This is a genomic window from Megasphaera sp. MJR8396C (genome assembly GCF_001546855.1).
In the GTDB taxonomy this organism is placed as follows: Bacteria; Bacillota; Negativicutes; order Veillonellales; family Megasphaeraceae; genus Megasphaera.
In genome coordinates, this window is sequence record NZ_KQ958145.1 from 24,303 (window position 1) to 50,334 (window position 26,032).

The following is a 26,032-nucleotide window of genomic DNA, read 5'->3' on the forward strand; positions in this document are numbered from 1 at the left end:
GTAAGCCCAGCTGTCGGACGGAACGTCGACGAAGGGGTTAGCTGCGAATGCGCACGTTGCGCCAACAGCCATAGTTGCTACGAGAGCTGCTAATACTTTGGATTTCATGAAAATTACCTCTTTTCCGTAAAAAATAAGTTTCTTTTCGTCTTACTTCGTTACAGTCGAGATGAAAGAAAGGTAATTTTTCAAGGGTTCATTGGCGAGTTGTCCTAGTTTCCTCTCTTTTACTGCCTTGAAATATAACCATTTCACAATCTCTGTCACCTGGTGCCACCTGCATAAGCACTACACCAGTTGGTTTGCATTATACTCGGTTTGCATCGTTTTGTCAAAACTCGTTCAATTTTGATAATCTTTCCTATTACTATAAATGGCACAACCATGCCGTTTACGCCGTGTATACAAAATCAGCAAAATTATTTTTGAACCATAGAAAATCCACATATTTACTGGGGTTTATGCACTTTTTCAGAAAATTTTTACCAAATCTTTTTTTACCCCTTCGATTCCAGGCCGAATCCCTTTGATATTTTCCGTACAATGAGGCCTGTTTCTCCCTTCTTTTAGGCATAAAAACCCAGCAAATTGTAAAGGGCAGGAAAAATGACAACCTAATTCATCGGCCGTGAATAAAATTACTTTTCTACTTTTTTCATGGGCAAAAACTTACAAAAACACGGAAAAATATCCTTGACAGGAAAAATTTGCCCAAATCACGTACTCCCATGTCGGGTTACACAGACGACAATCCGGCCGATGGGAAATCGATCACACGAAAGAACGAGGATATTTTATCATCCCGGATTTCCTTCCGGATTCATGGACCACATCCCTTTCAAAAATATCTTTCCAATCTACAATACGTATTTTTCATCATCGAAAAATTTACTTATTAACTTCGTATCATACAATCTATTTTTCAAAAATTATTAAGGTCTAAAAACACTATAACATAATCTTCGCTCAATCATCTGTTTTTAAATATATGTACATCTGTACGATACAAAAAGACAATTTTTATTTTCCTTCCCCCATCTCTTTTTCTTGTCTTTTTTATCGCTCCTCTTTTTCTTTCTTGTCTATTTTCTTATCTATTTATAATCTCCTCTCTTCTTTATCTCTTCTTTATCTCTTCTTTTCTTATCTCTCTATGTAACGCGTTACAGTTCTCATAGGGCATCTCTATAAACGGCATGGATAAGCCACAGCGAAAAAGAGAAAGTGTATTATTACGGCTTCAAAAGAGCGTAAAATCACGACAAAAGAGGCTGCTATTCGAGAACCTACTCTCTCATAACAGCCTCTTAATATATATAATATAGTATTATAAGGATTTCTTAGTCGTGAATCTTTACCTGACCGATAGTCATAGCGACGTGGGGATCCATTTCATCGTAAATGGTACTCTTCCCCGTATCGAGGGTCCGGATGGCTTCCATGTCTGCCGGTGTCAATTCGAAGTCAAAGACGTCAAAGTTTTCCTGCATCCGTTCTTTTCGTACCGACTTGGGGATGACGGCAATGTCCCGCTGTAAGAGCCACCGCAGCATGACCTGGCCAACGGTTTTTCCATATTTTTCACCGATTTTTTGAAGCAAAGGCGTGCGGAACACGTCGTTATTTCCTTCGGCAAAAGGAGCCCAGGCTTCGTGTTGGATGCCGATTTCTTTCATAAAAGCGTCTTCCGACCATTTCTGATCCCAGACGTTGGTTTCGATCTGATTGACGGCCGGCTTGACTTCATTCATATTGGCAAGGTCTGCCAGGCGTTCGTTCCAAAAGCTGGTGACGCCGATGGCTCGGATACGGCCTTCTTTGTAGAGCTTTTCCATAGCCCGCCAAGCGCCGTAATAATCGCCATAAGGTTTATGGATGAGATAGAGGTCGAGGTAGTCGAGGCCGAGTTTTTTCATCGACGTGTCAAAGGCTCGGAGCGTGTTGTCATAGCCATGGTCCTGGACCCAGAGTTTAGTCGTGACGAAGAGGTCTTCCCGAGGGATGCCGCTCTGACGAATGGCGGCGCCGACGCCTTGTTCATTGTCGTAGGCAGCGGCCGTATCGATGAGGCGGTAGCCGATTTCAAGGGCATCACTGACAGCGCGTTCCGTATCATTCGGTGCCGTCTGGTAAACACCGTAACCGAGTTTCGGCATCTTAATTCCGTTGTTTAAGGTTACAAATTCCATCGTATTTCCTCCTATCAGCCTTCAAAGGGCAAATGCATATTGGCATAACGAGTTTCCAGTTCCTCTGACGGCGTATAATAGCGGCGCGTACCGTTCAAGGCGTTGACAGCGGCCATTTCTTCGTCGGTCAGGGAAAAATCGAAGATATCAAAATTACTGCGCAGATGATCAATGTTCTTCGTTCCTGGAATGGTCATGAAGTCGCGCTGGACAGCCCAGCGCAGCAAAATCTGGACCGTGCTCTTACGATATTTGTCCGATAATTTCGTAATCATCGGATCGTGGAGCAGTCCCGGATCGCCGTGGCCCAAGGGATACCAGCCCATGAGCTTGGTGCCGTATTCCGCAAGGCGCACCATAACATCATCGTATACATAGTACGGGTGCGTTTCGAGCTGGATGACCTGAGGTTTGACGTCGGCTGCAGAAAGCAGGCTTTCGAGTTTATCCCCAAAGAAATTAGAAATCCCCAGGGACCGGGCCTTGCCTTCCTTATAAGCCTTTTCAATCAAGGCATAGCCTGCCTGATACTGTCCGGCCGGTTGGTGGATGAACAACAGGTCAACGTAATCGACACCGAGCCGTTCCAAGGTCTTCTCGACGGCGTCGTCCTTTTCATAGAGCGTCGGCCAGATTTTGGTCGATAAAAAGACGTCGTCCCTTTTTACCAAACCTCCATCCATGGCTTTCTTAAGGCCCTTCCCGACAGCTTCTTCGTTAAGATAGGCGTTGGCCGTATCGATGAGGCGATAGCCCATTTTCAACGCTTCGTACACCGATGTTTCCGTATCGTCCGGACTGATCATGAAGGTCCCCAGTCCCAATAAAGGGACGCGGACGTCGTTGCTGAGCTTCGTATATTCCATGAGCAGCACTCCTTTCTACTGTGAATTCATATATAAGATACGCACGATTTGCGTATTGGATATTTCCTGTCCACATGTAGAATTTTACAACACTCGACAAAAGGTGTACAATGCCAACAAAGGATTTCACTATCCGATTTTTGTATACTGAAAGGGAGATATCGATGATTGAAACGAACCTCTTAGCCCAATTTGCCGCTTTTGCCGACGCCGGAACCTTGACCCGGGCAGCAGAAAAGCTCCATACCTCTCAACCGGCCCTGACGCGGGCCATGAAGAAGCTGGAGCTTGAATTAGGCGTTCCCTTATTTGTTCGCAGCAAAAATCATCTTGAACTCACGGAAACGGGCCGCTATGCCGTTCCCTATGCCAAACGGGTCCTTCAGGAAAATCTCGATTTCTGCAGCCGTATCCGCAGTTACGACCGCAGCCTGCACACCCTGTCCATCGGCTACTGTGCCCCGGTCCCGCAAACGGTGTTGACGCCGATCATCAACATCCTCTTTGAAGGCATGACCCTCTCGGTCGACATGAAAGACGACGCAGCCTTTGCCGAAAACCTGAGAAATCGGACCTACCAGCTGGCCGTTACTCATAAGATTCCCGACGGCGACGACTTGTTAGCCAAAAAATGCGGCAGCGAAAAACTCTACCTCTCCATCCTGCCGTCAGACCCCCTGGCCTTTTATCCCGAAGTCCATCTCCAAGATTTAGACGGCCGTCCCATCCTGCTCTTTTCGCAAATCGGCTTCTGGATGGAAATCACCCGTCACAAAACGCCAAACACCCGTTACTTGCTTCAGGTCCAGCGCGATTCCTTCTTGGAGCTGGCCCAAAACTCAGACTATCCCTTCTTTGTCTCGAGCTACTTCATGCGCCGCGGCGAAGCCATTCCCGGGCGAATCAACTTACCCCTCGTCGATGAAGAATGCCAAACCGACTACTATCTGGTCTGCCTGAAAAACGAAGCCCGGCGCTACGAACCCTTATTCCGACAAATCGACGAGCGGACGATCCATTAATCGCCTTCGCCTTCGTCTTTATCTTCCTTTTCCTTATCCCGGCGCAGCTTATCCTGCACCTGGGCCTTAAGGTCCTCCCAAGCCTCAGTAAACCACTGCCGGCGTGCATCTTCATCCCACAGGCACTGGATTGCTTTGGTCAAGGCATCGCCAAGGAGAAGGTTCTCCGTCTGCTGGCTGCGGTAGACACCGAGCTTACAGGCATTGGCAAAGTGCTCACAATTATGGAATAACAGGTCGTAGTCCTTGTTGCCCAAACAGGCTCGAGCAAAGGCAATCGTATCGTCGACGTCACAAAGGCTTTCGGCCTCTTTTTCCGTATACTTCCGAACCTCGATCTCGCCGCCCTGGCGAAACTGTTCAAAAGACGTGGCTTGGATTTCCGTATCCCACCAGTCGACGGGATTATAATCGTCGTCACCGGCAAAGGAAATGACCTCGTCATCGCTGACATAGATGCCGTGATGGTAGTATAACCCGCCGATGCGGCGCACGCGGATATGGTCGCCCTTCACGGGTTCGGCCTTAGCCCAATTTTCTTCCGGCGCCGGGTCTTCCAATACGGCCAACAGAGAGTCTACACCAATGGCCATATTCCTCATCTCCTAACAAAACTTTTCATTTAGGCCTCATCAGCCCTTAAAATGCCGCTTCTTCAAAAATTCCAAGAAAGCCCGACAGCCGTGATCGACGTCGTCCCAGGTCTTTTGGAAATCCCGCGTATACCAAGGATCGGCCACGGACCGCGGATGATGAGTATAATCGAGGAGGAGCGAACACTTGCGCTTCGGGTCGCCGTTTAAGGTCAATTTCATGTCCGACAGATTTTCATCATCCATGCCGACAAAATAATCGTACTTGTCGTAATCATCGACGGTCAGCCGGACGGCCCGCTTCTCCTTCGGATCCATGCCGTTTTCCTTCAGCAGCCGTTCCACCGGCGGATAGACCGGACTTCCGGTATCACTCCAAATTTCATCGTCCGTCGTTGCCGCCGAAGAAACCTCGATCGAATCGGCCAGCCCCGCCTCATCGACCATCTTCCGGAACACGTACTCGGCCATCGGCGACCGACAAATATTTCCATGGCAAATAAATAGTACTTTAATCATGTCTTTCTATCCTTTCTAATCATACCAAGATATAATAGGCACGTCCTACTACTTCCATTTTATCATAAGTCCATAAACTGTATAAGATATGTTTACAAAATTTTATAAAAGAATATATAACATCTTTCCAAAAAAGGTGTCCCATCCCGTCCCTCGAGGAAAAAAATCGAGGTAATAACCGCCCTGCCATACAAAAAAAGTCTGAATAGATACCTTTATTGTACCATATCCAGACTTATTTTTTAAATGAATTTTACGTATAAAATCATATAGTTTTATATTTAAAAATATATTTCTTTAAAATAGAAGGATCGCCATTTATCATCCCATGAATTACCCTATAAGCAGGAGGTGATTATCATGAAAGATGCATCCGTAAAAAACATTCCCCGTCTCTATTACGTTGCCTGAAACCGGGGACATCTTGACTCATGCCGAATTGAATGCCAAATTACAGCACAGCTACGAACAATCCCTCGAAGGAAAAGGTCGCCCCTTCGAAGAAGTATTCGACGACTTGGAAAAGGATTTCGCCAAATCAAATCACTAACACCGATGCATATGGAAGAACATCTGACACAAGCAGCCCTCTTTTGCAAGAGGGCTGTTCTTCATTTCAGACAGTTCCTAAGAGGTCATCACCGCGATTTCCGCAACCCCATCAAGGTCTTTACGGACAGATAGGCGATGAGGACCGTGCCGCCGGCTAAAAATTCAGCGCTGAGAACATTCATGATAGCAGACGGGGACGTCTTGGCATAGTGCAGCATGGCGTTGGTAAAGGCCATGAGCGGGAATCCCGTAGACCACCAAATAAGACTAAAAGTCCCCTTTACCATATCGCGCAGGACCGTCAGCAACAGCGGCAGTGCTATGAAGAAGCCGCAGTGGAGCAGCAAGGCCGAAAAAATATCGGCTCCGAAGGTCGCCGTATAGTCGAGATAAGCCATGCCGAAAGGCGTCAGGACGATGAGCAGACCCGGCCCGAAGTGCTTGTCAAAGACTGCTTCTTTCAGTAAAAACATGACGCCCGGAAGCCCCAGACCCAAGCCGATACTCAAAGAAAACAAAGTCAGCTCCTGATACCCGAAAAGTTTCAAACTGTTGCCGGCCACCGGCACCGTCAGCGGTGAAATGAGGATGAGCAGCCAAGCCGGCGTCAAATGGGCTGCATCCTGCTTCTCTTTCAGCCAGCGCCGCCATAAGAGGAAGATACAGGCAAATAAAGCTACGACGCCAATGACCCAGACGATAGCTGAAAGGAGAAACGCCCACGGCTCTAAAACAGCGGCCAACAATACCGACGCCATCCCAAAAGTAGCAAAAAAAGGCGCCCCTTCCGGACTCTCCCATTCCTGGCGAACTGCTTCCGGTTGAACCAAGATTTTCCGGCCATAGCCAATACATAAAACGGCATAAATCACGGCCGCAACGATGCCGATGCCCTCACCGATAACTGCCGGCAGCCCCCAAAGCGCCGTCGCCGCCATATAAGAAAAAGCCAGTCCACAAAACCCCATAACGATTGAAAAATTAGATATCCCCATACAATCTCCCCCATATCCAAAACGCCGGCCCCCCACAGATTGCTCCGCCGGCCAGTATATACCACTCATTATAACGCATAATTATATTATGACCAATACTTCGTCCACCATGGATTTCTTTATTTTAAATCGAGCCCTATGGTATCCGCCCATCATATAACCACGGTAATGCACGATCTATAAAAACGATCATTGACTCTCATGCTGAGCGTGTTACTATAAAAATGAGTTTTACGAATCGTAAGGCAGCGACTCCCAGCATAAGGATTCATCTGCCCCATCAAATTTTTCCAAAAGAAGGGATTCTATTCATGTCACATTTTAAAATTTTAGGAGGAGATTTTTCTAAAGAAACATCGCTTTTAACTACATTTGGAGTGTTATTTCAGTTGTCAGTACCCCGGCCGGGATTCACTTTTAAGTCCGATACCTATGAGCTGAAAAATAACCTTGCCAGAGTCGAACAAATCACAGAGGAGAATAAGACGAAAGTCTTATCCAAGGCCGGGTGGACAACCTTAGGAGCCGTCGCCCTGGGACCAGTCGGCCTTATTGCCGGCCTCCTTTTCGGCGGAAATACCAAATACATCTGCATGGCCGCAAAATTAAAAAGCGGCCAAGAATTTCTTGCCGAATGCGATTTACAAACCTATCAAAAATTTTATGACGCTTATTTAGAGACCCGTCGCGCAACAGAAGAATCATACGATAAGGACACGGAAGATGAAGAAGAAATAGATGACTTAACAGATGCAGATGATTCGTCCCCCATTGACACGGCGCCACCGTCGCACTCCGTCACTAAGGATCCGGCTGCCCTGCTCCAACAATTAAAAGAACTTAAAGAAGAAGGAATTATTTCAGAAGACGAGTATAGAGCTAAAGCACGGAAAATTTTCGATAGTATCTGAAAATCCCCTTGTTTTTCCAAAAACCGAGTTAATATAAACGATTCACTTCAAAAACGGCCTGCCCCCGAGCAAGCCGCTTTTCAGTTTCTAACATATCTACCAGATTCTTTTGAACATATAAAAAGACCATCTTCATCGAAATAATTCGTCCTCCATCTCCAAGACATCTATTGCTTTTTTCCTCTTTATCAGGCATACTCAAGATAATATCCACATACAGAAGGGAGAGTTATCATGGCTGATTTTACCATCGACGTAGATGAAAAACTGAAAAAAGATGCCGAAGCCTTGTTCAATCGTTTAGGACTGGATCTGTCTTCCGCCATTACCATGTTCTTAAAAACCGCCGTCCGCTGCGATGGGATTCCCTTCGAAGGCAGAATTGAAGCCTTCAACGACGAAACCCTCACCGCCCTTGCCGAAGCAGAAGAACTAAAAAACCATCCGGAAAAATTCAAACACTATGACAGCATCTCTGATTTGATGGCGGATTTGAACAAAGACGATTGATATTTCGTACCGACAGCAAATAGCCTGACCGTCCTCCATCATCCTATAAAAAGTGGCAGCTCCATATTGAAGGGGCTGCCATTTTTCGTTCAATTACAATAATAAACGATTCCAAAACAAACCAAAAATTGTACCGGCCATTACAAAATGGTTCCGTCCTTTTACGTCGTCATAACAAAGTCACTGATTTTATATTAGTGCCCTTCAAGAAACAACATCTGTGCCAGATGTACCGCATCTGCGTCGCCCATCAAGAGTCCTTCTAAGCAATAATGACAGTAACAGATGACTTTGTCTTTGCCGAATTGACGACAGTATTCCTGCATGATCTGTTTCTGTTCTTCCGGCGAATGGGGCACGAATTTTCCGACGGCACCTTCTACGTAATGCTTCGGTGCCAGTTTGGGATTCCGCGGCGGCTGGGGACGATAGAGGGAGGCCCCACAGAAATCGGTTTGTTCCCGATTCTGGCTAAGTTCTAGGACGTCAATATTCATCTTGTTCAGCAAACTGCGTACCGCATCCTGTTCTTCCTTTCGGTCTCGACTGCGCCAACAGTCTTGGACATAGGCCTTACGTCCCCGGAAATCCGGCAACCGAAAAGAATCGTCGCCATCGATGAGTTCCCACAAGGAGTGAACTTTTGTACCGGGGTGCATTTCGTTGATGAGGTTGTTGCAGTTATGACAGAGGGAATAGACTTCATCGCCATCAGAAAAGGTGCCGGAATCAGGCAGATTTGCCCAGTCGCTTCGGATCTGTCCTTCCGGCATTTTATCTTCAAAGTCTTTGAGCTTATATTTTGGCACACAGCAGCGCACCACCGTGAAACCAAAGCGTTTCTGGATGTAATCTTGGATTCGGAAACTCAATTCCGGAAATTTTGCCGTGAATACACAGCTAGCAATATAGTATTTTGCCATTGATGTACCCTTCCTTTCCTGCGGTTCCTAAAATTTGGGACGAACCTTCATTCATGGTTTTCCTGCAAGTATCAAATTTTCCCCTTTTCTTCCCCCATATAGCCTTACGTTTCACGCTTTACAGCGCTTTAGGGCTCCCCTTTCAGAGTATCAATAAAATTCATCAGCGTTTTGTTGCCTGCCGACCGTTTGCGATAGACGAGATACAGGTCGGCTGTTGCGTATTTATCCGGGAGTGGTATGGTGCATAACGCCTTTCCTGCCGAAAAAGCCGAAACAGCCGTTTCCGGAAAGACGGAAATACCGAGACCGGCGCTGATGCTGGCCAAGATGGCCCCCAGAGACGTAAATTCCATCTTATCGACAGGTGCCAGTCCGAAGTCGGAGAGCATCCGCTCGAGGAGACGGCGATAGGAACATCCGACGGGAAAGACGAGGAGCGGCTTTTTCAGCAGCTCCGGTAGGTCCTGCGTACCACCGGCTTCTTGATCGACAATCAAGACTAGTTTTTCCTGCCTTAGCGGGACAGCGCACAATTCCTCATGAGCGTTTTCCCCTACGACAATGGCCGCATCAACGTCATTGGCCAAAACAGCCTGTACGTCGGCATCGGTCGTCCCCGCCGTGACTTTGACAGAGATGTCAGGATAGGCCCGATGATAGTCCGAGAGCAGGGCCGGGAGAAAGGTGACAGCCGCCGACTCCATAGCCGCAATGGTCAGGCTTTTCGTCTGATATCCTGCCTCGCGGAGAGCATAATCGGCTTCTTCCGAAAGAGAGAGGATCTTTTCAGCATAGCCGAACAAGATTCGCCCCTTCTCGGTCAGAGAAACGCCGTTCCGGCTGCGAATCAGCAGCTCTGCCCCCACCGTTTTCTCGAGCTGCTTAATACGCATGGAAAGATTCGACTGAGCGTAATCCAATTTCTCGGCTGCCGCCATGAAACTCCCCTCTTTGGCCACCGTATAAAAATATCTTAATAACGTAATATCCATTTCATCACCATTTATATAAAATAAATATGTAAATATATATAAATATTATATTTCTATCATATCCGAAAGTCAATGACCAATTAGCGTACACAAAAAGGAGCCAACAAAGTGCTGACTCCTCTAAAAACTGGATAAAATCCATCGATGTCTTCATACTATACGATATTTTTTAAAAATCATCCGTGTGAAATACTTTTCTGGCAGTGATGGCAAAGAGCGGGACGTCATCGTACTGCATATTGGGATCGTTATGAACTCGCGGCGCTATATCGGCTTCCACAGCGACTTCCATATGAAGACTTTGCAGATATGCTGTATCCCAGCCGGGGCGACGATGATCGCTGATGCGGACAGAATCTTTGATGCTGTTGCAGGTGTCGATAAGTTCTTGTTGTATATTGGCATGGACATGTTCTTGATTTTCTTTTTTAGAGAAGGTTTCCCGTCCATAATCGGAGTCAAAGTTCAAAAGTACTCCATTAGGCTTCAGCACGCGCTGCCATTCCTGATAAGCCACCATGGCGTCCGGCAGTGTCCAAGTGAGATTACGGCTGATGACAGCATCAAATGATTCTGATTCGAAATCAAGCTCTTGGGCGTTCATCTTCTTAAATTTGGCCGGTACCCCATAAGCCAATGCATTCAGCTTAGCCTCATGGAGCATCTCTCCCGACATATCGATGCCCGTCATTACATGGCCCAGTTTCCCTAATAAGATGGCAAAGAAACCGGCTCCTGTGCCGATATCCAGGATATGAAGTTTCTTTCCCTGAGGAAGCTTCTCCTGCAGCAAACGGCTCCAGGCCTTTGCACTGGGGCCTTCTAGTTCCTTCCGTCTGGTCTTGCTGAAGTCATCACTGCGGGAGTCCCAATAGGCTTCGATTTTGCGGTTTAATTCACTATACGTATCGATTTTTTCTTTATATTTTAGACTGCTTATTATCATATTTATCCATCTCCTGCGGGCCCTCTGTCGCAAACGCCGGCGGCGTTAGGCGGTGGGGATTTGAAAAATTTCCATGCGTATCATTCACTATGATTAGTTTATCGAATTTAAATAGAATTTATAAGCCCCCTATGGGGATACTAACGCATATTTTCTTAACATTTTCCACCAACACATCCCCCTACGGGGCTTATATGTATACATTTTTTCATATATTATTAAAGATATAAAGAAAAAAGAAAGGATGAGACGTTTTGAAATATGCGCTGCAACGATTTCTGCAGTTGATTCCCATCCTGTTTGGGATCACCTTTCTGTCATTTCTGCTGATGTATATGGCTGGCAGTGATGCCGTAACGGAAATGTACAGCAATCGCGGCGTTGAAGTTGCTCAGGAAATCATTGATGCCAAGAAGGTCGAACTGGGATTGAATTTGCCCTTCTTTCAGCAATATGTTTCCTGGCTCTGGGCGATGCTGCATGGCAATATGGGCGTGAGTTACGTAACGGGAGAGCCCGTACTGGAATCTTTTCTGCGAAAACTGCCGGCAACGCTTTTGCTGACGACGGCTTCCATCGTGCTAACGATCGTGATTTCTATTCCTTTGGGGATTGTGGCAGCCATCCGTCATGATAAAACGGAAGATTTGATCCTGCGTTTTTTCAGCTTTATCGGGAATGCCTTGCCGAATTTCTTCGTGGGGATGCTGCTCATGCAGTTGCTTGGTATCCAGCTTAGAATATTGCCGGTTATCTCCAGCGGCATTGATTGGCAGAGCGCCGTTATGCCAACCTTGACTCTGGCTATTGCCATGTCCGCCAAGTACTTGCGGCAGGTTCGTTCAACGGTATTGGAAGAGCTCAACAAGGATTACGTATTGGGGGCCAAAGCCCGTGGTGTCAGCTATAAAGTCATTCTTTGGAAGAATGTTCTAAAAGCGTCCATGCTGACCATTATGACCCTTTTAGCCCTGTCTATCGGCAGCCTCTTGGGCGGTACAGCCATTATCGAAAGTATTTTCATGTGGGATGGTGTCGGCAAGCTGGCCGTCGATGCCATCAATATGCGTGACTATCCGCTGATCCAGGCCTATGTCATGTGGATGGCGATGATCTATGTAGTGGTCAATCTGGCAGCAGATCTCCTATATCATCATCTAGACCCGCGCATTCGGCTGGGGGTGAGCCGCAAGTGAGGGACGTAACGGTACGAGTGCAGCGTGTGAAAACCGACCGCCTCAAATACAAGCTGATCTTTTTCTCTACCTTGGCTTTATTGCTGATTATAGGCGCCTTTTTCAGTGAATACCTGTGTCCCTATGACCCTTATGAACAGAATCTGGCCATTGCTAAGGCAGCTCCCTCGGCGGAACATCTGCTGGGTACAGACCGCTTCGGCCGTGATATGCTGTCTCGGATCATTGCCGGCAGCTATACGAGTATTTTTTCTACCCTGCTGCTGGTCGGATTTATCACAGTCTTTGGCAGTCTGATTGGGATTATCTGTGCTTGGTCGGGAAAATGGATTGATACCATAATGATGCGCCTGGCCGATATGTTTCTGGCCTTCCCCGGACTGGTCTTTGCCCTGGCCGTTGCGGCCGTGCTGGGAGGCGGCGTCCATAATGCTATCTTGGCCTTAGCCGCCATCAGCTGGCCGAAATACGCCCGTCTGGCCCGCAGCCAAGCACTGGCCCAACAATCATCGACCTATATGCAGGCTGCTAAAATGGCTGGCAACAGTACGTTCCAGCTGATCCGAAGACATGTGCTTCCCAATATTTCCGGCCCCATCCTGGTCACGGCCATGCTCGACATCGGTACGATGATGATGGAATTAGCCGGACTGTCCTTTCTGGGATTGGGCGCAAAACCCCCGATTCCCGAGTGGGGCAGCATGATGAGTGATACGCGCAACCTCTTGGCAGCCCAGCCTTGGGTAACCTTATCGCCGGGCATTGCCATCTTCGTTTCCGTTATGATTTTCAATCTGCTTGGGGATACCGTCCGTGACTGGCTTGACCCAAAGAATCGGAGGTAAGATGAACCCAATTATACGATACGATCACGTAGATATCAGCTATCATGGCAAACAGGTTGTCCATGATGTGAGTTTTGGCCTTAAAGCCGGGGAAATCCTCGGCATTGCCGGCGAAAGCGGCAGCGGAAAATCAACGCTGCTGAAGGCGGCCATGGGACTTTTGGGCAAAGATGGACTCGTCACCCGCGGCGATATCTGGTACCAGGGCAAAAACCTGCCTGACCTTTCGGAAAAAGAAATGCGGACCCTCTGCGGGCCGGGCATCGGCATGATTTTTCAAATGGCCGGCAGTTTCTTCATCCCCATCCGAACGGTACGGGCACAGATTTTAGAAATGATGGCCGCTCACGGCCATACGGATAAAAAAGCCGTAGAAATCCAGGCCCGGGAACTGCTAGCTAAATTGGGGTTTACGGAACCCCAGCGTATGTTAGACAGCTATCCCTTTGAACTGTCAGGCGGCATGCAGCAGCGGGTAGGCTTGGCCGCAGCCATGCTCCTGAAGCCAAAACTCCTACTAGCCGACGAACCCACTTCGGCACTCGATGTTACCGTGCAAAAGCAGGTCATCGAAGAGATGCTGCTGGCAAGGAACCTATTTGGTACTGCCATCCTATTGGTTACCCATAACATCGGCGTAATCAAGGCCATGGCCGACAACATGCTGGTCATGAAAGATGGTCGGATGGTGGAATATGGAAATGTACGAGATATCCTGCAACACCCTCAAACAAGCTATACGAAAAAGCTGCTGGCAGCGGTACCGCGGCTAAGGAGGTACTGATGGAAGAATTGTTACGTGTAGAACACCTCCGTAAAATTTTTACCGCTGCAGATCGTAATGATTTTCTAGCTGTAGACGATGTGACCTTTTCGATTGGCCAAGGAGAAAAGGTTGCCCTCATCGGTGAAAGCGGCAGCGGCAAGACAACGGTAGCAAAGATGGTGGCACGGCTGCTGGATAGCACCTCCGGCACCATCATCTTACAGGAAAAAGATATTACGCACGCCTCCGGCAAAAAACTGCGGCAGGCCTATCAGAACATGCAGATGGTCTTTCAGATGCCCCTGGAAAGCTTCGACCCGCGCCGGACCTTAGGATACGGGATCGCCGAAAGTCTGCGCAATCAGGGCTACTCAAAGGAGGCTGCTGCAGCGGAATGTAAGCGTCTCTTAACGCGCTGTGGCCTCGAAGCCGCCTTTGCAAAGCGTTATCCCCATGAAGTCAGCGGCGGTCAGTGCCAGAGAGCCGCCATCGCAAGGGCACTGGCTATTCAGCCTAAGCTTTTAATTCTCGATGAAGCCACGTCCGCCCTGGATGTAACCGTGCAGGCAGAAATCCTGTCACTCCTCGATGAATTGCAGAAGAACTTGAATATGTCTTATCTCTTCATTTGTCATGATATCGCTTTAGTTCAGGATTTCTGCGACCGAGTCATGGTCATGCACCATGGCAAAATCGTAGAGATGGGAACGACAGATGAAGTAATTCAACATCCAAAACAGGCCTATACCAAGAAATTGATAGACAGCGTACTTTGACAAGGAGGCAAATGATATGAAATGGAAAAAACTGGCGGCACTGATGCTCGGTGCCCTGCTGTGCATCGCGGCTTTATCGGGCTGCGGTAATGATGCTGCGGGAAATGCTTCTGGCGGGAAAACACTGACTATTGGTGATACAACCTTCAACAGCTCGAATGAAGAGCCCGATATCAATCCCCACAACGCCTATGCCGGCTGGGCCTGTATCCGCTACGGTGTTGGCGAGACGCTGGTCAAGTACTCCGATACCATGGAATTACAACCTTGGCTGGCTACAAAGTGGGAAAATACCGATCCCCTGACTTGGAAACTGATCCTGCGTGACCATGTCAAATTCTCCAGTGGTCGTGTGATGGATGCCGCTGCCGTCAAACAGTGTCTGGAACATCTGATTGCCAACAACAAGCGCGCTCAGCAGAACCTGAAGATCGCCGCTATAGAAGCAAACGGTCAAGAACTCATTATCAGAACCACCGAACCGAAGCCGGCACTGCTTAATTATCTGGGCGATCCCTATGGCTGTATCATCGATGTCGATGCAGGATTTGAAAACGGCATCGTAGCCGGTACGGGCCCGTATATCGCAACGGACCTGAAGACCGACGACCATCTGACACTCAAGAAAAATGAGAACTATTGGGGCGGCATGCCAAAGCTTGATAAGATTACCATCCGTACCATTACCGACGGCAATACCCTGGCCAATGCCCTGCAGTCCGGCGAAGTGCAGGCTGCCTACGGCATGGCTTATGAAAGCTATCCACTCTTTCAAAATGACCAATACAACATTTCCCAGATTTCTACATCACGCTGCTTCTTTGGCAAAATGAACTTCGATCCCGATTCGGTCTGTTCCGATCCGGCCGTTCGCAAGGCCATTGCCATGGGTATCGACAAGGAAAATTTTGTAGACAAGCTGTTGGAAGGCAATGGTTTCCCGGCCAATGGTGTATTCCCTGCGGGCTCTGCCTTCGGCGGCGATAAGGTGACTACGGAAACCTATGATCCGGAAGGCGCGAAGAAAGTCCTCGAACAGGCTGGCTGGGTAGACACGGATGGCGATGGGATTCGTGAGAAGGATGGCAAGAAACTAATCGTCAAATGGCTTACCTATCCGAGCCGTCAAGAACTTCCGCTGCTGGCAGAATCTGCCCAGTCCACGTTAAAAAACATCGGTATGGCCGTAGATATCAATAATACAGCCGATAATAACCAAGTCGTCAAAGACCCGAAAAAATGGGACGTCTATGCCATGGCAAACGTCCAAGCCCCTACCGGCGATCCGGAGTACTGGTTCACCGTATTTGCAGTCAGCAACGCAACCAAGAACCAGGGGAAATATCACAGCGCTAAACTGGACGCCCTGGAGCAGCAGCTGAGCCAAGAATTCGATCCGGCCAAACGTGCTGCCCTGGCAGTCCAGATGCAGCAGACGGTACTTGATGATAATGCCTTTGTCTTCTGTTCCTTCTTAAAGATGAGCATGATTTCCAAGAAAAACATCAAAAACTATACATCCCATGCCTGCGATTACTATCAAGTAACGGCAGACCTGGACGTCGAGTAAGTTTTTTTGGCTCATCTCCATAAATCGTGACAACGAAAAATAATCAAATAAAAATAGTACGACAAAAAAGCCGTTTACGTATTACGACGTAAGCGGCTTTTCCACGTTCCAGTTGAAATCACGGTCATTCAAATGCAGTACCCTATCGTCATCGATTTCGATCTCTTGTGTGCTATAATTTCTGTTCATCGGTCCATAAAATATTTTTTATAGTATAATATAAAAACTTTCGCACTAAAGGACACCTATAAGTCAGTATACTTCGAAAAGTTTCAAAAAAAGAACCCTCACAAATCGCTTAACGTTGCGATTTGTGAGGGTTACTATTATTTTATTCCCATTCAATCGTTGCGGGTGGTTTACTGGTAATATCGTAGACGATGCGGTTGATGTGGTCTACTTCGTTTACGATGCGGCTCGAGATTTTATCGAGGACGTCGTAAGGAATGCGGGCCCAATCAGCCGTCATGAAGTCGGTCGTCGTGACACCGCGCAGGGCCAGGGTGTAGTCATAGGTTCTGAAGTCGCCCATGACGCCGACGGAGCGGTTGTTGGTGAGGACGGCAAAGTACTGATTGATGTCGCGCTGCATGCCGGCATTGGCGATTTCTTCGCGGAAGATGGCATCGGCATCGCGGAGGATGTCCAGTTTTTCTTTGGTGATTTCACCCATGACGCGGATGGCCAGACCCGGACCCGGGAAGGGCTGGCGCCATACGAGGTATTCGGGAAGGCCAAGTTCAGCCCCGAGTTCGCGAACTTCGTCTTTAAAGAGGTTGCGAAGGGGTTCGATGAGGCCTTTGAAATCGACGACTGCCGGAAGGCCGCCGACGTTATGATGGCTCTTGATGACGGCAGCATCGCCGGCACCGGATTCGATGACGTCCGGATAAATCGTTCCCTGAGCCAGGAAATCGACAGATCCGATTTTACGGCCTTCGTCTTCGAAGACACGGATAAATTCTTCACCAATGATTTTCCGCTTCCGTTCAGGATCGCTGACGCCTTCGAGTTTGCTGAGGAAGCGTTCCGAGGCATCGACGCGGATGAAGTTCATGCCGCTGTCTTTAAAGGCGCTTTCGACTTCATCGCCTTCGTTCTTACGAAGGAGGCCATGGTCGACGAAGATGCAGGTCAGCTGACTGCCGACGGCTTTCGAGATGAGGGCTGCTGCGACAGAGCTGTCGACACCGCCGGAAAGGGCCAGTACGACTTTGCCGTCGCCGACGGTTTCTTTAATCGAGGCAATGGCCGTCTTGGCGTAGTTGGCCATGGTCCACGAGCCGGTGCAGCCGCAGACTTCGAAGAGGAAGTTACGGATCATTTCTTTGCCGTGTTCCGAATGGAGTACTTCCGGATGATACTGCATGGCGTAGAGTTTTTTAGCCGGATTCTGCATGGCTGCGACGGGGCAGTTTGCCGTATGGGCTACGATTTCAAAGCCTTCGGGAATGGAAGCGACGTAGTCCTGATGACTCATCCAGACGACTTCTTTTTCCTGCAGGCCTTTGAATAAAGGCGACGTCGTGTTGACGTCGATTTCGGTCTTGCCGAATTCCCGCATGGTAGCGTGCTGTACTTCACCGCCTAAGGTCTGGGCCATGAACTGCATGCCGTAGCAGAGACCGAGGACAGGGATGCCGAGCTGGAAGACTTCTTCTTCGATCTTCGGTGCATTGTCTTCGTAAACACTGCTGGGGCCGCCCGTAAAGATGACGCCCTGGGGCTGAAGTTCTTTAATCTTTGCAACGGCTTTATGATAAGGGTATACCTCACAATATACGTGATTTTCGCGGACGCGCCGTGCGATGAGCTGGTTGTATTGACCGCCAAAATCGACGACGATGACGAGTTCTTTGGTATCCATTATTGCCTCCTCGTGAATGACTTTTTTAGCAGCTGGGCTGCCTAAATGATAAGATCATAATATTATACCACACGACAGCGTTCATGCCTAGTCACAAAGAGACGGACTACTTCCATTCCCGGTACAAGTCTTTTAAGATGCAGGCCCGGGTAATCATGCCGACGACGCGATGGTTATCGACGACAGGCAGGACCTTCAAGTGTTCCAGGACCATGACGGCAGCCACTTGTTCGATGTCGGCCCGGGGAGTTGCGATCATGACGTCTTTGGTCATCAGTTTCTTGCAGGGCTGATCGAGGAGGTTTTTAAATTCTTTGACATACTTACAAATGCGGTTGGTATACACCTTGGTCCCCATAAACGGCAGACGCGGCAAATGCGGCTTCGAGCTGCGGTACATGAGGTCGGCACTGGAAATGAGGCCGATGAGATGGCTGTCGTCATCGACGACGGGTACGGCCAAGAGGCGATGCTTGATAAACAGGCGAAATACGTCGCGAATGGGCGTATCCGGCGTAACTGATACGAATACCTTTTCCATGACATCCCGCACGAGGACGGCTGGTCTTTCCGCTTTCGTTTCAACGGCTTCCGTTTCAACAGCGGCCGTTTCAACAGCTTCTTCTTCGACGGGCAATGAGTCTTTCTTCATTTCTTCCGTCATGTTCTTCTCCCCCTTTTTTAATCTTCCCCGTATTCACGGTACAATTCGTCCAAAATATTGCCTCGCGTAACGATACCGACGATGTGCTTTTCTTCGACGATAGGAATGACTTTCAAGTGTTCGGCAACCATGACGCCGGCGATCTGTTCGACATCGGCATCGGGTGCAGCAATGATGACGTCTTTGGTCATCATGTCCCGGGCCGTGCATGCCAAGAGTTTCTTAAAGCCCTTGTCGTATTCGCTGATGCCGTTGTAATAGATGCTGGCGCCGAGCAGATTGACGTAGTGCGGAACATGGGGCTTTACCTTTTTGTACAGTAAGTCCGCGTCGGTTACGATGCCGACCAATTCTTCCTTGTCATTGATGATGGGAATAGCCGTAATATGATTCTTGACGAACAGATTGACCAAATCAAATACCGACGTTTCCGGGCTGGCCGTAATAAAATTCTTTTCCATAATATCCGATGCAGTACGTTTTGCCATATGGTATCACTCCTTTAATAGAAAACGGCGTACAAGTCGTCGTATGTATATATCCTTATATTATAGATATTAGACATGAATGGTTTGATTTCCTTCTATGATATCAAAAAGACCTAAAAAAATGTACCCCTCTATGAAGTTCAGAAAGCAAAATTCATAAAAGGGCACGATCTGCATTCGCAATCACTCTGTTTGTAAAATCTGAGCTTATTTAAATCGATGACGAATCAAGTCGCCTTTCTTCATCACGACGTCCATATTTTCGACTCGAATATCCCGAATATGTTTCAAAGGATTCCCGCCTACGATCAGTAGATCGTCACTTTTTCCGGCCGCAATTAAATGACACCCTCTTCATGCAGACGGGCAATCTCTTCCTCGGTAAGATGAACGATTTCTTTGAGGATATCATCGGTATGCTGTCCTAAGGCAGGAGCCGGACGAAGGGGCCTATCTTCACATCCGTGAATTTTAATCGGGGTTCCCGGCATAGAGATAGTTCCTCCCATAGCGGGATCGTCAATCTCCCAAAGCATATGCCGCCGTTTTATGACAGGGTTTTCACAAGCACCCTTGGTATCGGCAATCCGTCCAAAAGGAATTTCTGCACCGACGATCAACTCTTCCAGTTCATCAAGACGGTGCTGCCGGCTCCATGATTCAATAGTCGTTTTTAATTCATCCGGATGCTCACAGCGCAGTTTATTATCGGCAAAGCGAGGATCATCGGCCAATTCCGGCTGTCCCATGACGCTGCACAAAGACCGCCAAAATCGCTGGGTCCCGCAAACCAGGACAAATTGTCCATCAGCCGCTTCAAAAATATCGCAGGGAGTCACCGATAGGGTTCTATTGCCTACCGGTTCTACAATATTGCCGTTGAGTGTGTAGTACATGGCCCCCATTTCCAAAATAGAGAAAATCGTATCTACCATCGATACATCGACACGCCGTCCCATCCCGGTGCGTTCCCGCTGGAATAAAGCCATGACGATCGCCAGCGACAAATACGTACCGGAGTAGTTATCGGCAATCGACGAGCCAACTTTATAAATATGGCCTTTCTCACCGGTCATGCTCATGAGTCCGCCCATCGCCTGGGCAATGAGATCATAACTGGGGCGTTCCGCTTCCGGCCCTTCCAAACCAAAACCGGAAATCGAAGCATAAATCAGCGACGGATTGATTTCTTTCAATACATCATAACCCAGGCCCAATTTTTCCATGGTACCGACGCGAAAGTTTTCACAAACGACATCGACTTCTTTGATTAATTTTTTGAAAATGGCTTTGCCTTCTTCCGTTTTCAGATTGAGGGTCAGACCAAACTTATTGCGATTGATATAGGCATAATAACCGCTGGCGCCATTCTTAAAAGGGGCCCACCCACGGGACTGATCCCCTTTTCCCGGCACTTCCAACTTGATGACCTCAGCCCCCTGATCGGCCAGATGCATGGTGCAAAACGGTCCGCTGTAGGCATGGGTCATATCCAGGACACGAACACCGGTTAAGGGTTTTGTCTTGGCGTCTGCCGACTGTTTTTTATGTTGTATCATACAGATTCCTCCTCTCGACACGGCTCTTTCTCAGGCATTCCGGAAACCTATGAAGCTCTTTATGTGTTTAGCAGCAGCCTCTGATGCACTGGCCATCGAATCCTAATCTTCGGGAGTTTCAAATCGAGGGCCCTCCAAAAGATTGGCGCGTCTTAGCCTTTGAAGTCCGCATAAACCATAACCTCTAATTACGATACCTGAGATTTCTCATACAGCTTCATAAGCATTTCATAATGGCGCATAAAAAAATAGTGGTGCTATGATAAATGCACCACTATTTCAAATGACTTACAACGTTGTAACACTGAGAAAAGATCTTTTCTCAACGGTGCGAAATAAAGTTTTATTTCCCGCAGTAAGCGATGACTTCTACTTCGACGAAGACGTCTTTCGGAAGATGGCTGATTTCGACGCACGAACGAGCCGGGAGGGTCTTCTGGAAATATTTCCCGTAGACTTCATTGACGGCGCCGAAGAAATTGATGTCCGTCAAGTATACCGTCGTCTTGACGACATTATCGTAGCTGAGGCCTGCTTCTTCCAAGATAGCACCGACGTTCTTCATGCACTGTTCAGCCTGGCCGACGACCGTTCCGGCAACGACTTTGCCCTTTTCCGGGTCGATGGCGATCTGACCGGATGCAAAGAGGAAATCACCGGCTTTGATAGCCTGAGAATAAGGGCCTACGGCACCGGGAGCTTTTGTGGTACTAATAACCTGTACTGCCATGTAAATGCATCTCCTTTAGAATAAATAATGCCTTTATAATAACTTCATTATACCTTATTTTTCTTCGTCTGTCTTAATCAAGTGGCCTTCTTTATCATACTTCTTCTTGTTCAGGCCGCAGGCAAACCAGGCGATGACGACGGCTGCCATGTAGACCCACGACGAGAAGATGGACATCCGCGTATCGGGGTTGTAGAGCATGCCGATGGTAACCAGGACTAGGAACAGGATGCAGAAATAATTAGAATACGGATATAGCGGCGATTTGAATTCGTGTTTAGCCATGACTTCCGGACCCCAGGCCTTACGGAAATTCTTCTGGGCATAGGCCAGGACGAACCAGGCAACCATGCCGGGGAAAACGGAAGCACTGTACAAGTAGAGGAAGAGCTTCGAATTCGGGATCAGGTAGTTTAAGATAACGCCGATAAACAAGACGATGATCGTAACGCTGATGCCGTTGCGGGGAACGCCCGATTTCGACAGTTTCAGGAAGCATTTCGGAGCCTGTCCGTTCTGGGCCAGGGTATAGATCATGCGGGCCGAACTGTACATGCCGCTGTTGCAGCCGGAAAGGGCTGCCGTCAGGACGACGAAGTTGATGATGGCCGCTGCCGACGAGATACCGACTTTAGCGAAGGTCATGACGAAGGGGCTGCCGATGTAGCTGACTTCGTTCCAGGGATAGATACAGAGAATGACGAAAATCGAGCCGATATAGAAAATAAGAATACGCCAAACGATATTATTAACAGCTCGTTTTAAAGTATGTTTCGGATTCTGCGCTTCCCCTGCCGTAATACCTACCAGTTCGACGCCTTGGAAAGCCGCGGCGACGACGCACATAGCAGCCAGCATACCACCCCAACCGTTAGGCATAAAACCGCCGTGTTCCCAGAGGTTGCTGAAGCCCATGGCTACGCCTGCATTGCCGAAGCCAAAGAGGATGACGGCACCGCCGACGATGAGCATGACGATGATGGTGACGACCTTGATGAGGGCGAACCAGAATTCAAATTCCCCGTAATACTTGACGGCGGCCATGTTGGCGATGGCGACGATAGCCATGCCGGCCAGGGCCGATATCCACTGCGGCAGCAAGGGGAACCAATAGTGGACGTAAATGCCGACGGCCGTGACTTCCGACAGGCCGACAGCGACCCACAAGAACCAGTAGGAGCAAGCCGTAAGGTAGCCGATGAAGGGGCTGATATACTTATGGCCATAGGTTGCAAAAGAACCCGTAACCGGTTCCTGATAGAGCATTTCGCCCATGATACGCATGATGAAAAACATGACGACGCCGGTAACGGCATAACAGATGAGGACCGACGGCCCTGCCATCTGAATCGTATTGGCCGAGCCCATGAACAGGCCGACACCAATCGTCCCGCCAAGGGCGATCATTTCAACGTGACGGGGCTTTAAGCCCCGTTCCAGATTGTTGGCACCTTCTTTATGATCTTCCATGGTATATTCCCCCTTATTTCAGCATGACGAAGTAATGATTATCCCGAAGGACATTCATCAATTTTTCAACGTGTTTTTCATTGGCCGTTTCCAATTCCAGCGATACAGCGGTCGTACCCATGCTGATACCGTGCTGGCTGCGTTCGTGGGTAATGGAAAGGACGTTGGCACTCGTATCGGCAATGATCGACAGGAGCTTGACCAATTCGCCGGGCACGTCGGGAATGATGGTCTGGAAGAAGATTTTGCGCTGCGAGCGGATAAGGCCCTGATTGATAACCCGGGTCATATTGTTGACGTCGATGTTGCCGCCGCTTACAAGAGCCGCGACCTTCTTATTGCGGATGCCGGAGATCTTGCCGTTCATGAGGGCTGCTACCGGTACGGCACCGGCCCCTTCGGCAACGGTCTTGCCTCGTTCGAGGAGGATCAGGATGGCGCTGGCGATTTCCGATTCATCGACGGTGACGATTTCATCGACGTACTTTTGACAGATGGAGAAGGTCAAATCGCCCGGTACCTTGACGGCGATCCCATCGGCTAAGGTTGCTTTTCCGTTGCAGGCGATGGCTTGGCCGTTTTCCATAGAAACCTTCATGGACGGCATGTTTTCTGTCTGAACGCCGATGACCTTGATCTTCGGATTGACGCTCTTAGCAGCTACGGCCAGGCCGGAAATGAGGCCGCCGCCGCCAATCGGGGCTACGATGGCATCGACATCGGAAAGCTGTTCCATGATTTCAAGAGCGATCGTCCCCTGGCCGGCAATGACTTCCGGATCATTGAAGGGATGGACGAAGGTATAGCCGTGTTCTGCCGTCAATTCAACGGCTTTGGCTGCTGCTTCATCGAAGAAGTCGCCGTGAAGGACGACGTTGGCGCCGTAGCCTTTGGTGGCGGCAATCTTGCTCAGAGGCGCATGTTTCGGCATGCAGATGACCGACTGACAGCCGTATTCGCTGGCGGCCAGGGCTACGCCTTGGGCGTGGTTGCCGGCCGAGGCTGCAATGACGCCTTTTTCCCGTTCTGCCGGCGTCAGCGATGCGACCTTATTATAGGCACCGCGCAGTTTAAAGGAACCGGTACGCTGGAGGTTTTCCAGTTTCAAATAGACTTTACAGCCTGCCAGGTCACTGACCGAGTTGCTGTACGACAGCCCTGTCTTTTGGGCGACTCCTTTCAGCCGCTCCTGGGCTTCTTGAATCATTTGTAGGGTTACTTTTTGTTCACTCATGTTGTTTGCTGCAAATAGCAGCGTCCCTCCTTTGAATTATAATGATGCGTTTTTGCTATCTTTACTATACGCTTTCCCCTGTCTATCGTCAAGGGAGCTTAGTCCTTCAAGTATTTTTACAGAAGACATATGTTTATATATTAAGGATTTTGTCTTATTAATTTTACATAATTAGATTTTTACTATGCTAAATTATAAATATCAAAAATATTTTAACAATATATAATAATTCTGTAACATATAGACAAAAAAATAAAGAGTCATCTCAATGAGACAACTCTTTATCGTCTTGGTGACCCCTACGGGATTTGAACCCATGTTCTCGCCGTGAAAGGGCGATGTCTTAGACCACTTGACCAAGGGGCCATGGCTCCTCAAGTAGGACTCGAACCTACGACAAATCGGTTAACAGCCGATTGCTCTACCAACTGAGCTATTGAGGAATAACTCGTCTCGGCCGCTCCGACCGGAACAAGTGTTATTATACTAGAACTCCCTGGAAAAAGCAAGTACTTTTTTTATAAATTTCACAAACTCTTCCCTTCCCTACTCGTGGAGGGTGGAATCGGGGCGCCCCAGGAAGTGGAAATAAGCCGTAAAGCAGTAGACGAGAGCCAACAATCCAATGCCGGCACCGACGTAGCCGATGTAGGGCAAGAAGCCGTAAGCCATGGTCCGGCCGCCGATCCAGGTCCCCAGTCCGATACCGACATTGAAGATCCCGGAAAAGATGGACATAGCCACTGGCGTCGCGCCCGACGGGACTTGGCGAATGAGTTCAGCCTGGAAGGTGACGTTAAACAGGGTCGACGAGCAGCCTAAAATCAGGCAGACGGCCAGCATCCATTCCCACTGGGAAGAAGCCAGCTGCCACAGGGACAGCATCGACACCAGGCCGATAAAGCCCAAGCGGATGATGCCGTAGCGGTAGTGGTTGTAAAAATGCGAGAAGATATAGCTGCCGATAAGACCGCTGACGCCGAGGAGCATCAACGTCGACGTAATCCCGTTGGCACTGAACTGAGCGACCAGCTTCAGGAAGGGTTCGATATAACTGTAGACGGTAAAATAGGCCGTCGCAAACAATACGGAAATCAAATAGACGCTGACGACGAGGGGATTTTTTAAGAGCCGCGGCAAATCTTCCCGCGAAAAGGACGAATTGCTGCGCTGGGTCGGAACGACGCGGAACAGGTAAATGAGAACCAACAGGGCGACGACGGTGATGCTGACAAAGGTCATGCGCCAACCGGCGTAGAGGCCGATGACGCGGCCCAAGGGAAGGCCGAATATCATGGCTACCGACGAACCGGTAATGATCATGCTAAGGGCCAAAGGGCGATGTACCCGGGTCACTAAACGGGCCGCCATGGGGGCTGCAATGGACCAGAAAACGGAGTGGGCACAGGCCACGAGGATACGGGCCGCGACCAGCATGGGATAGTTGACGGCAATCCCCGACAGGAACTGCCCTAAGGCAAAGACGCTGAGGGTCGCCAACAAGAGTTTTCGCAGCTCAATGCGGTAGAGCACCAGCATCAGCGGCAGGGACAATAAGGCCACCATCCAGGCGTAGATCGTAATCATGATGCCCGTCTGGTCCTCGGTCATCCCGAAGGACTGGGAAATATCGATGAGCAGCCCAATGGGCATGAACTCCGATGTATTAAAAATAAAGGCCGATACGGTCAAGCCTAATAGGGGCAGTACATATTTTAAAGGAATGGTACCAAACATCAAGAATCCTCCTTTTTGCAAAATAATAGCTTCTTTATGGTACTCGCCGCCCCTTCAAATGTCAAGCCTGTTTCAAATGCAGTCGCCTCCACCCGTAAAACGGGTGGCT

Annotated in this window: 26 protein-coding genes and 2 tRNA genes; 9 read left to right on the top strand and 19 right to left on the bottom strand. The window is 48.7% G+C overall.

Going from position 1 to position 26,032, the window contains the following annotated elements; all coding sequences use genetic code 11:
• Positions 1 to 1,340 precede the first annotated feature (1,340 nt).
• Both HMPREF3201_RS00940 and HMPREF3201_RS00945 read right to left on the bottom strand, forming a co-directional pair.
• On the bottom strand, positions 1,341 to 2,189 hold the full coding sequence (locus HMPREF3201_RS00940; RefSeq protein WP_062411301.1) for an aldo/keto reductase: 849 nt from the start codon (positions 2,187 to 2,189) through the stop codon (positions 1,341 to 1,343).
• A 14-nt stretch (positions 2,190 to 2,203) separates the two neighbouring features.
• Complete coding sequence (locus tag HMPREF3201_RS00945) at positions 2,204 to 3,055, bottom strand: aldo/keto reductase (protein ID WP_062411302.1); 852 nt, start codon at positions 3,053 to 3,055, stop codon at positions 2,204 to 2,206.
• 164 nt (positions 3,056 to 3,219) lie between these two features.
• Here HMPREF3201_RS00945 and HMPREF3201_RS00950 point away from each other — a divergent pair, with 164 nt between their 5' ends.
• Complete coding sequence (locus HMPREF3201_RS00950) at positions 3,220 to 4,077, top strand: LysR family transcriptional regulator (RefSeq protein ID WP_062411303.1); 858 nt, start codon at positions 3,220 to 3,222, stop codon at positions 4,075 to 4,077.
• Here HMPREF3201_RS00950 and HMPREF3201_RS00955 read toward each other — a convergent pair.
• The gene (locus tag HMPREF3201_RS00955) at positions 4,074 to 4,670 is read right to left on the bottom strand and encodes a lecithin retinol acyltransferase family protein (RefSeq protein WP_062411304.1); all 597 of its coding nucleotides are present in this window, start codon (positions 4,668 to 4,670) and stop codon (positions 4,074 to 4,076) included. The genes HMPREF3201_RS00950 and HMPREF3201_RS00955 overlap by 4 nt on opposite strands.
• Before the next feature lie 39 nt (positions 4,671 to 4,709).
• The gene (locus HMPREF3201_RS00960) at positions 4,710 to 5,189 is read right to left on the bottom strand and encodes a low molecular weight protein-tyrosine-phosphatase (protein ID WP_062411305.1); all 480 of its coding nucleotides are present in this window, start codon (positions 5,187 to 5,189) and stop codon (positions 4,710 to 4,712) included.
• Positions 5,190 to 5,592: 403 nt separating this feature from the next.
• Between HMPREF3201_RS00960 and HMPREF3201_RS11695 the strand changes: the two genes are divergently transcribed.
• Positions 5,593 to 5,739 (top strand): hypothetical protein, encoded by a 147-nt coding sequence (locus HMPREF3201_RS11695; protein WP_154254552.1) that lies wholly within the window; start codon positions 5,593 to 5,595, stop codon positions 5,737 to 5,739.
• Positions 5,740 to 5,827: 88 nt separating this feature from the next.
• Here the strand turns inward: HMPREF3201_RS11695 and HMPREF3201_RS00965 are convergent, their stop codons facing one another.
• Positions 5,828 to 6,805 carry an SLAC1 family transporter gene (locus tag HMPREF3201_RS00965; RefSeq protein ID WP_082709362.1) on the bottom strand — a complete coding sequence of 326 codons (978 nt, stop codon included), beginning with the start codon at positions 6,803 to 6,805 and terminating at the stop codon, positions 5,828 to 5,830.
• A gap of 242 nt (positions 6,806 to 7,047) precedes the next feature.
• Between HMPREF3201_RS00965 and HMPREF3201_RS00970 the strand changes: the two genes are divergently transcribed.
• Positions 7,048 to 7,647 (top strand): SHOCT domain-containing protein, encoded by a 600-nt coding sequence (locus HMPREF3201_RS00970; protein ID WP_062411307.1) that lies wholly within the window; start codon positions 7,048 to 7,050, stop codon positions 7,645 to 7,647.
• A gap of 28 nt (positions 7,648 to 7,675) precedes the next feature.
• On the opposite strand, the gene HMPREF3201_RS11965 is transcribed toward HMPREF3201_RS00970, so the two are convergent.
• On the bottom strand, positions 7,676 to 7,861 hold the full coding sequence (locus HMPREF3201_RS11965; protein WP_154265222.1) for a hypothetical protein: 186 nt from the start codon (positions 7,859 to 7,861) through the stop codon (positions 7,676 to 7,678).
• A 20-nt stretch (positions 7,862 to 7,881) separates the two neighbouring features.
• On the opposite strand from HMPREF3201_RS11965, the gene HMPREF3201_RS00975 reads away from it, so the two are divergent.
• Positions 7,882 to 8,157, top strand: a complete 276-nt coding sequence (locus HMPREF3201_RS00975; protein ID WP_062411308.1) for a type II toxin-antitoxin system RelB/DinJ family antitoxin — start codon at positions 7,882 to 7,884, stop codon at positions 8,155 to 8,157.
• A 194-nt stretch (positions 8,158 to 8,351) separates the two neighbouring features.
• Here HMPREF3201_RS00975 and HMPREF3201_RS00980 read toward each other — a convergent pair whose 3' ends face one another.
• The 3 genes from HMPREF3201_RS00980 to HMPREF3201_RS00990 all read right to left on the bottom strand — a co-directional run bounded on the left by HMPREF3201_RS00980 (position 8,352) and on the right by HMPREF3201_RS00990 (position 11,021).
• Positions 8,352 to 9,080 (bottom strand): hypothetical protein, encoded by a 729-nt coding sequence (locus HMPREF3201_RS00980; RefSeq protein WP_062411309.1) that lies wholly within the window; start codon positions 9,078 to 9,080, stop codon positions 8,352 to 8,354.
• A gap of 128 nt (positions 9,081 to 9,208) precedes the next feature.
• Complete coding sequence (locus HMPREF3201_RS00985; protein WP_072271980.1) at positions 9,209 to 10,075, bottom strand: LysR family transcriptional regulator; 867 nt, start codon at positions 10,073 to 10,075, stop codon at positions 9,209 to 9,211.
• Positions 10,076 to 10,244: 169 nt separating this feature from the next.
• Positions 10,245 to 11,021, bottom strand: a complete 777-nt coding sequence (locus tag HMPREF3201_RS00990; RefSeq protein WP_062411311.1) for a class I SAM-dependent methyltransferase — start codon at positions 11,019 to 11,021, stop codon at positions 10,245 to 10,247.
• Between the two features lie 254 nt (positions 11,022 to 11,275).
• Here HMPREF3201_RS00990 and nikB point away from each other — a divergent pair, with 254 nt between their 5' ends.
• Genes nikB through HMPREF3201_RS01015 form a run of 5 tightly spaced genes read left to right on the top strand, consistent with a single transcriptional unit; the run spans position 11,276 to position 16,174 of the window.
• Positions 11,276 to 12,217, top strand: coding sequence for a nickel ABC transporter permease (gene nikB / locus HMPREF3201_RS00995; RefSeq protein ID WP_062411312.1), 942 nt, complete (start codon positions 11,276 to 11,278; stop codon positions 12,215 to 12,217).
• Between the two features lie 26 nt (positions 12,218 to 12,243).
• Positions 12,244 to 13,062 carry an ABC transporter permease gene (locus HMPREF3201_RS01000; RefSeq protein WP_206671162.1) on the top strand — a complete coding sequence of 273 codons (819 nt, stop codon included), beginning with the start codon at positions 12,244 to 12,246 and terminating at the stop codon, positions 13,060 to 13,062.
• Between the two features lies 1 nt (position 13,063).
• Positions 13,064 to 13,846: an ABC transporter ATP-binding protein gene (locus HMPREF3201_RS01005; RefSeq protein ID WP_062411314.1), complete on the top strand. Its 783-nt coding sequence runs from the start codon at positions 13,064 to 13,066 to the stop codon at positions 13,844 to 13,846.
• Complete coding sequence (locus HMPREF3201_RS01010; RefSeq protein ID WP_062411315.1) at positions 13,846 to 14,604, top strand: ABC transporter ATP-binding protein; 759 nt, start codon at positions 13,846 to 13,848, stop codon at positions 14,602 to 14,604. Before HMPREF3201_RS01005 ends, HMPREF3201_RS01010 begins: the two co-directional genes overlap by 1 nt.
• A 16-nt stretch (positions 14,605 to 14,620) precedes the next feature.
• Positions 14,621 to 16,174 carry an ABC transporter substrate-binding protein gene (locus HMPREF3201_RS01015; protein WP_062411316.1) on the top strand — a complete coding sequence of 518 codons (1,554 nt, stop codon included), beginning with the start codon at positions 14,621 to 14,623 and terminating at the stop codon, positions 16,172 to 16,174.
• Positions 16,175 to 16,505: 331 nt separating this feature from the next.
• Here HMPREF3201_RS01015 and guaA read toward each other — a convergent pair whose 3' ends face one another.
• The 10 genes from guaA to HMPREF3201_RS01065 form a co-directional block, all read right to left on the bottom strand.
• A complete protein-coding gene (gene guaA / locus HMPREF3201_RS01020) occupies positions 16,506 to 18,041 on the bottom strand; it encodes a glutamine-hydrolyzing GMP synthase (RefSeq protein ID WP_062411317.1) in 1,536 nt (511 codons plus the stop codon).
• A 106-nt stretch (positions 18,042 to 18,147) separates the two neighbouring features.
• Entirely contained in the window at positions 18,148 to 18,705 is a 558-nt protein-coding gene (locus HMPREF3201_RS01025) for a CBS domain-containing protein (protein ID WP_227163212.1), read from the bottom strand.
• A gap of 17 nt (positions 18,706 to 18,722) precedes the next feature.
• On the bottom strand, positions 18,723 to 19,193 hold the full coding sequence (locus tag HMPREF3201_RS01030) for a CBS domain-containing protein (protein ID WP_062411318.1): 471 nt from the start codon (positions 19,191 to 19,193) through the stop codon (positions 18,723 to 18,725).
• Positions 19,194 to 19,531: 338 nt separating this feature from the next.
• The gene (locus HMPREF3201_RS01035) at positions 19,532 to 20,752 is read right to left on the bottom strand and encodes a CaiB/BaiF CoA transferase family protein (RefSeq protein ID WP_062411319.1); all 1,221 of its coding nucleotides are present in this window, start codon (positions 20,750 to 20,752) and stop codon (positions 19,532 to 19,534) included.
• 343 nt (positions 20,753 to 21,095) lie between these two features.
• A complete protein-coding gene (locus tag HMPREF3201_RS01040; RefSeq protein ID WP_044503115.1) occupies positions 21,096 to 21,482 on the bottom strand; it encodes a RidA family protein in 387 nt (128 codons plus the stop codon).
• A gap of 54 nt (positions 21,483 to 21,536) precedes the next feature.
• Positions 21,537 to 22,952, bottom strand: coding sequence for an amino acid permease (locus HMPREF3201_RS01045; RefSeq protein ID WP_062411320.1), 1,416 nt, complete (start codon positions 22,950 to 22,952; stop codon positions 21,537 to 21,539).
• Between the two features lie 13 nt (positions 22,953 to 22,965).
• Positions 22,966 to 24,186 carry a threonine ammonia-lyase gene (gene ilvA, locus HMPREF3201_RS01050; RefSeq protein ID WP_062411321.1) on the bottom strand — a complete coding sequence of 407 codons (1,221 nt, stop codon included), beginning with the start codon at positions 24,184 to 24,186 and terminating at the stop codon, positions 22,966 to 22,968.
• Positions 24,187 to 24,476: 290 nt separating this feature from the next.
• Positions 24,477 to 24,552 (bottom strand) — tRNA-Glu (locus HMPREF3201_RS01055).
• A gap of 1 nt (position 24,553) precedes the next feature.
• Positions 24,554 to 24,629: transfer RNA gene (locus HMPREF3201_RS01060), tRNA-Asn, on the bottom strand.
• Between the two features lie 103 nt (positions 24,630 to 24,732).
• Positions 24,733 to 25,923 (bottom strand): MFS transporter, encoded by a 1,191-nt coding sequence (locus HMPREF3201_RS01065; protein WP_062411322.1) that lies wholly within the window; start codon positions 25,921 to 25,923, stop codon positions 24,733 to 24,735.
• Positions 25,924 to 26,032: the final 109 nt, after the last annotated feature.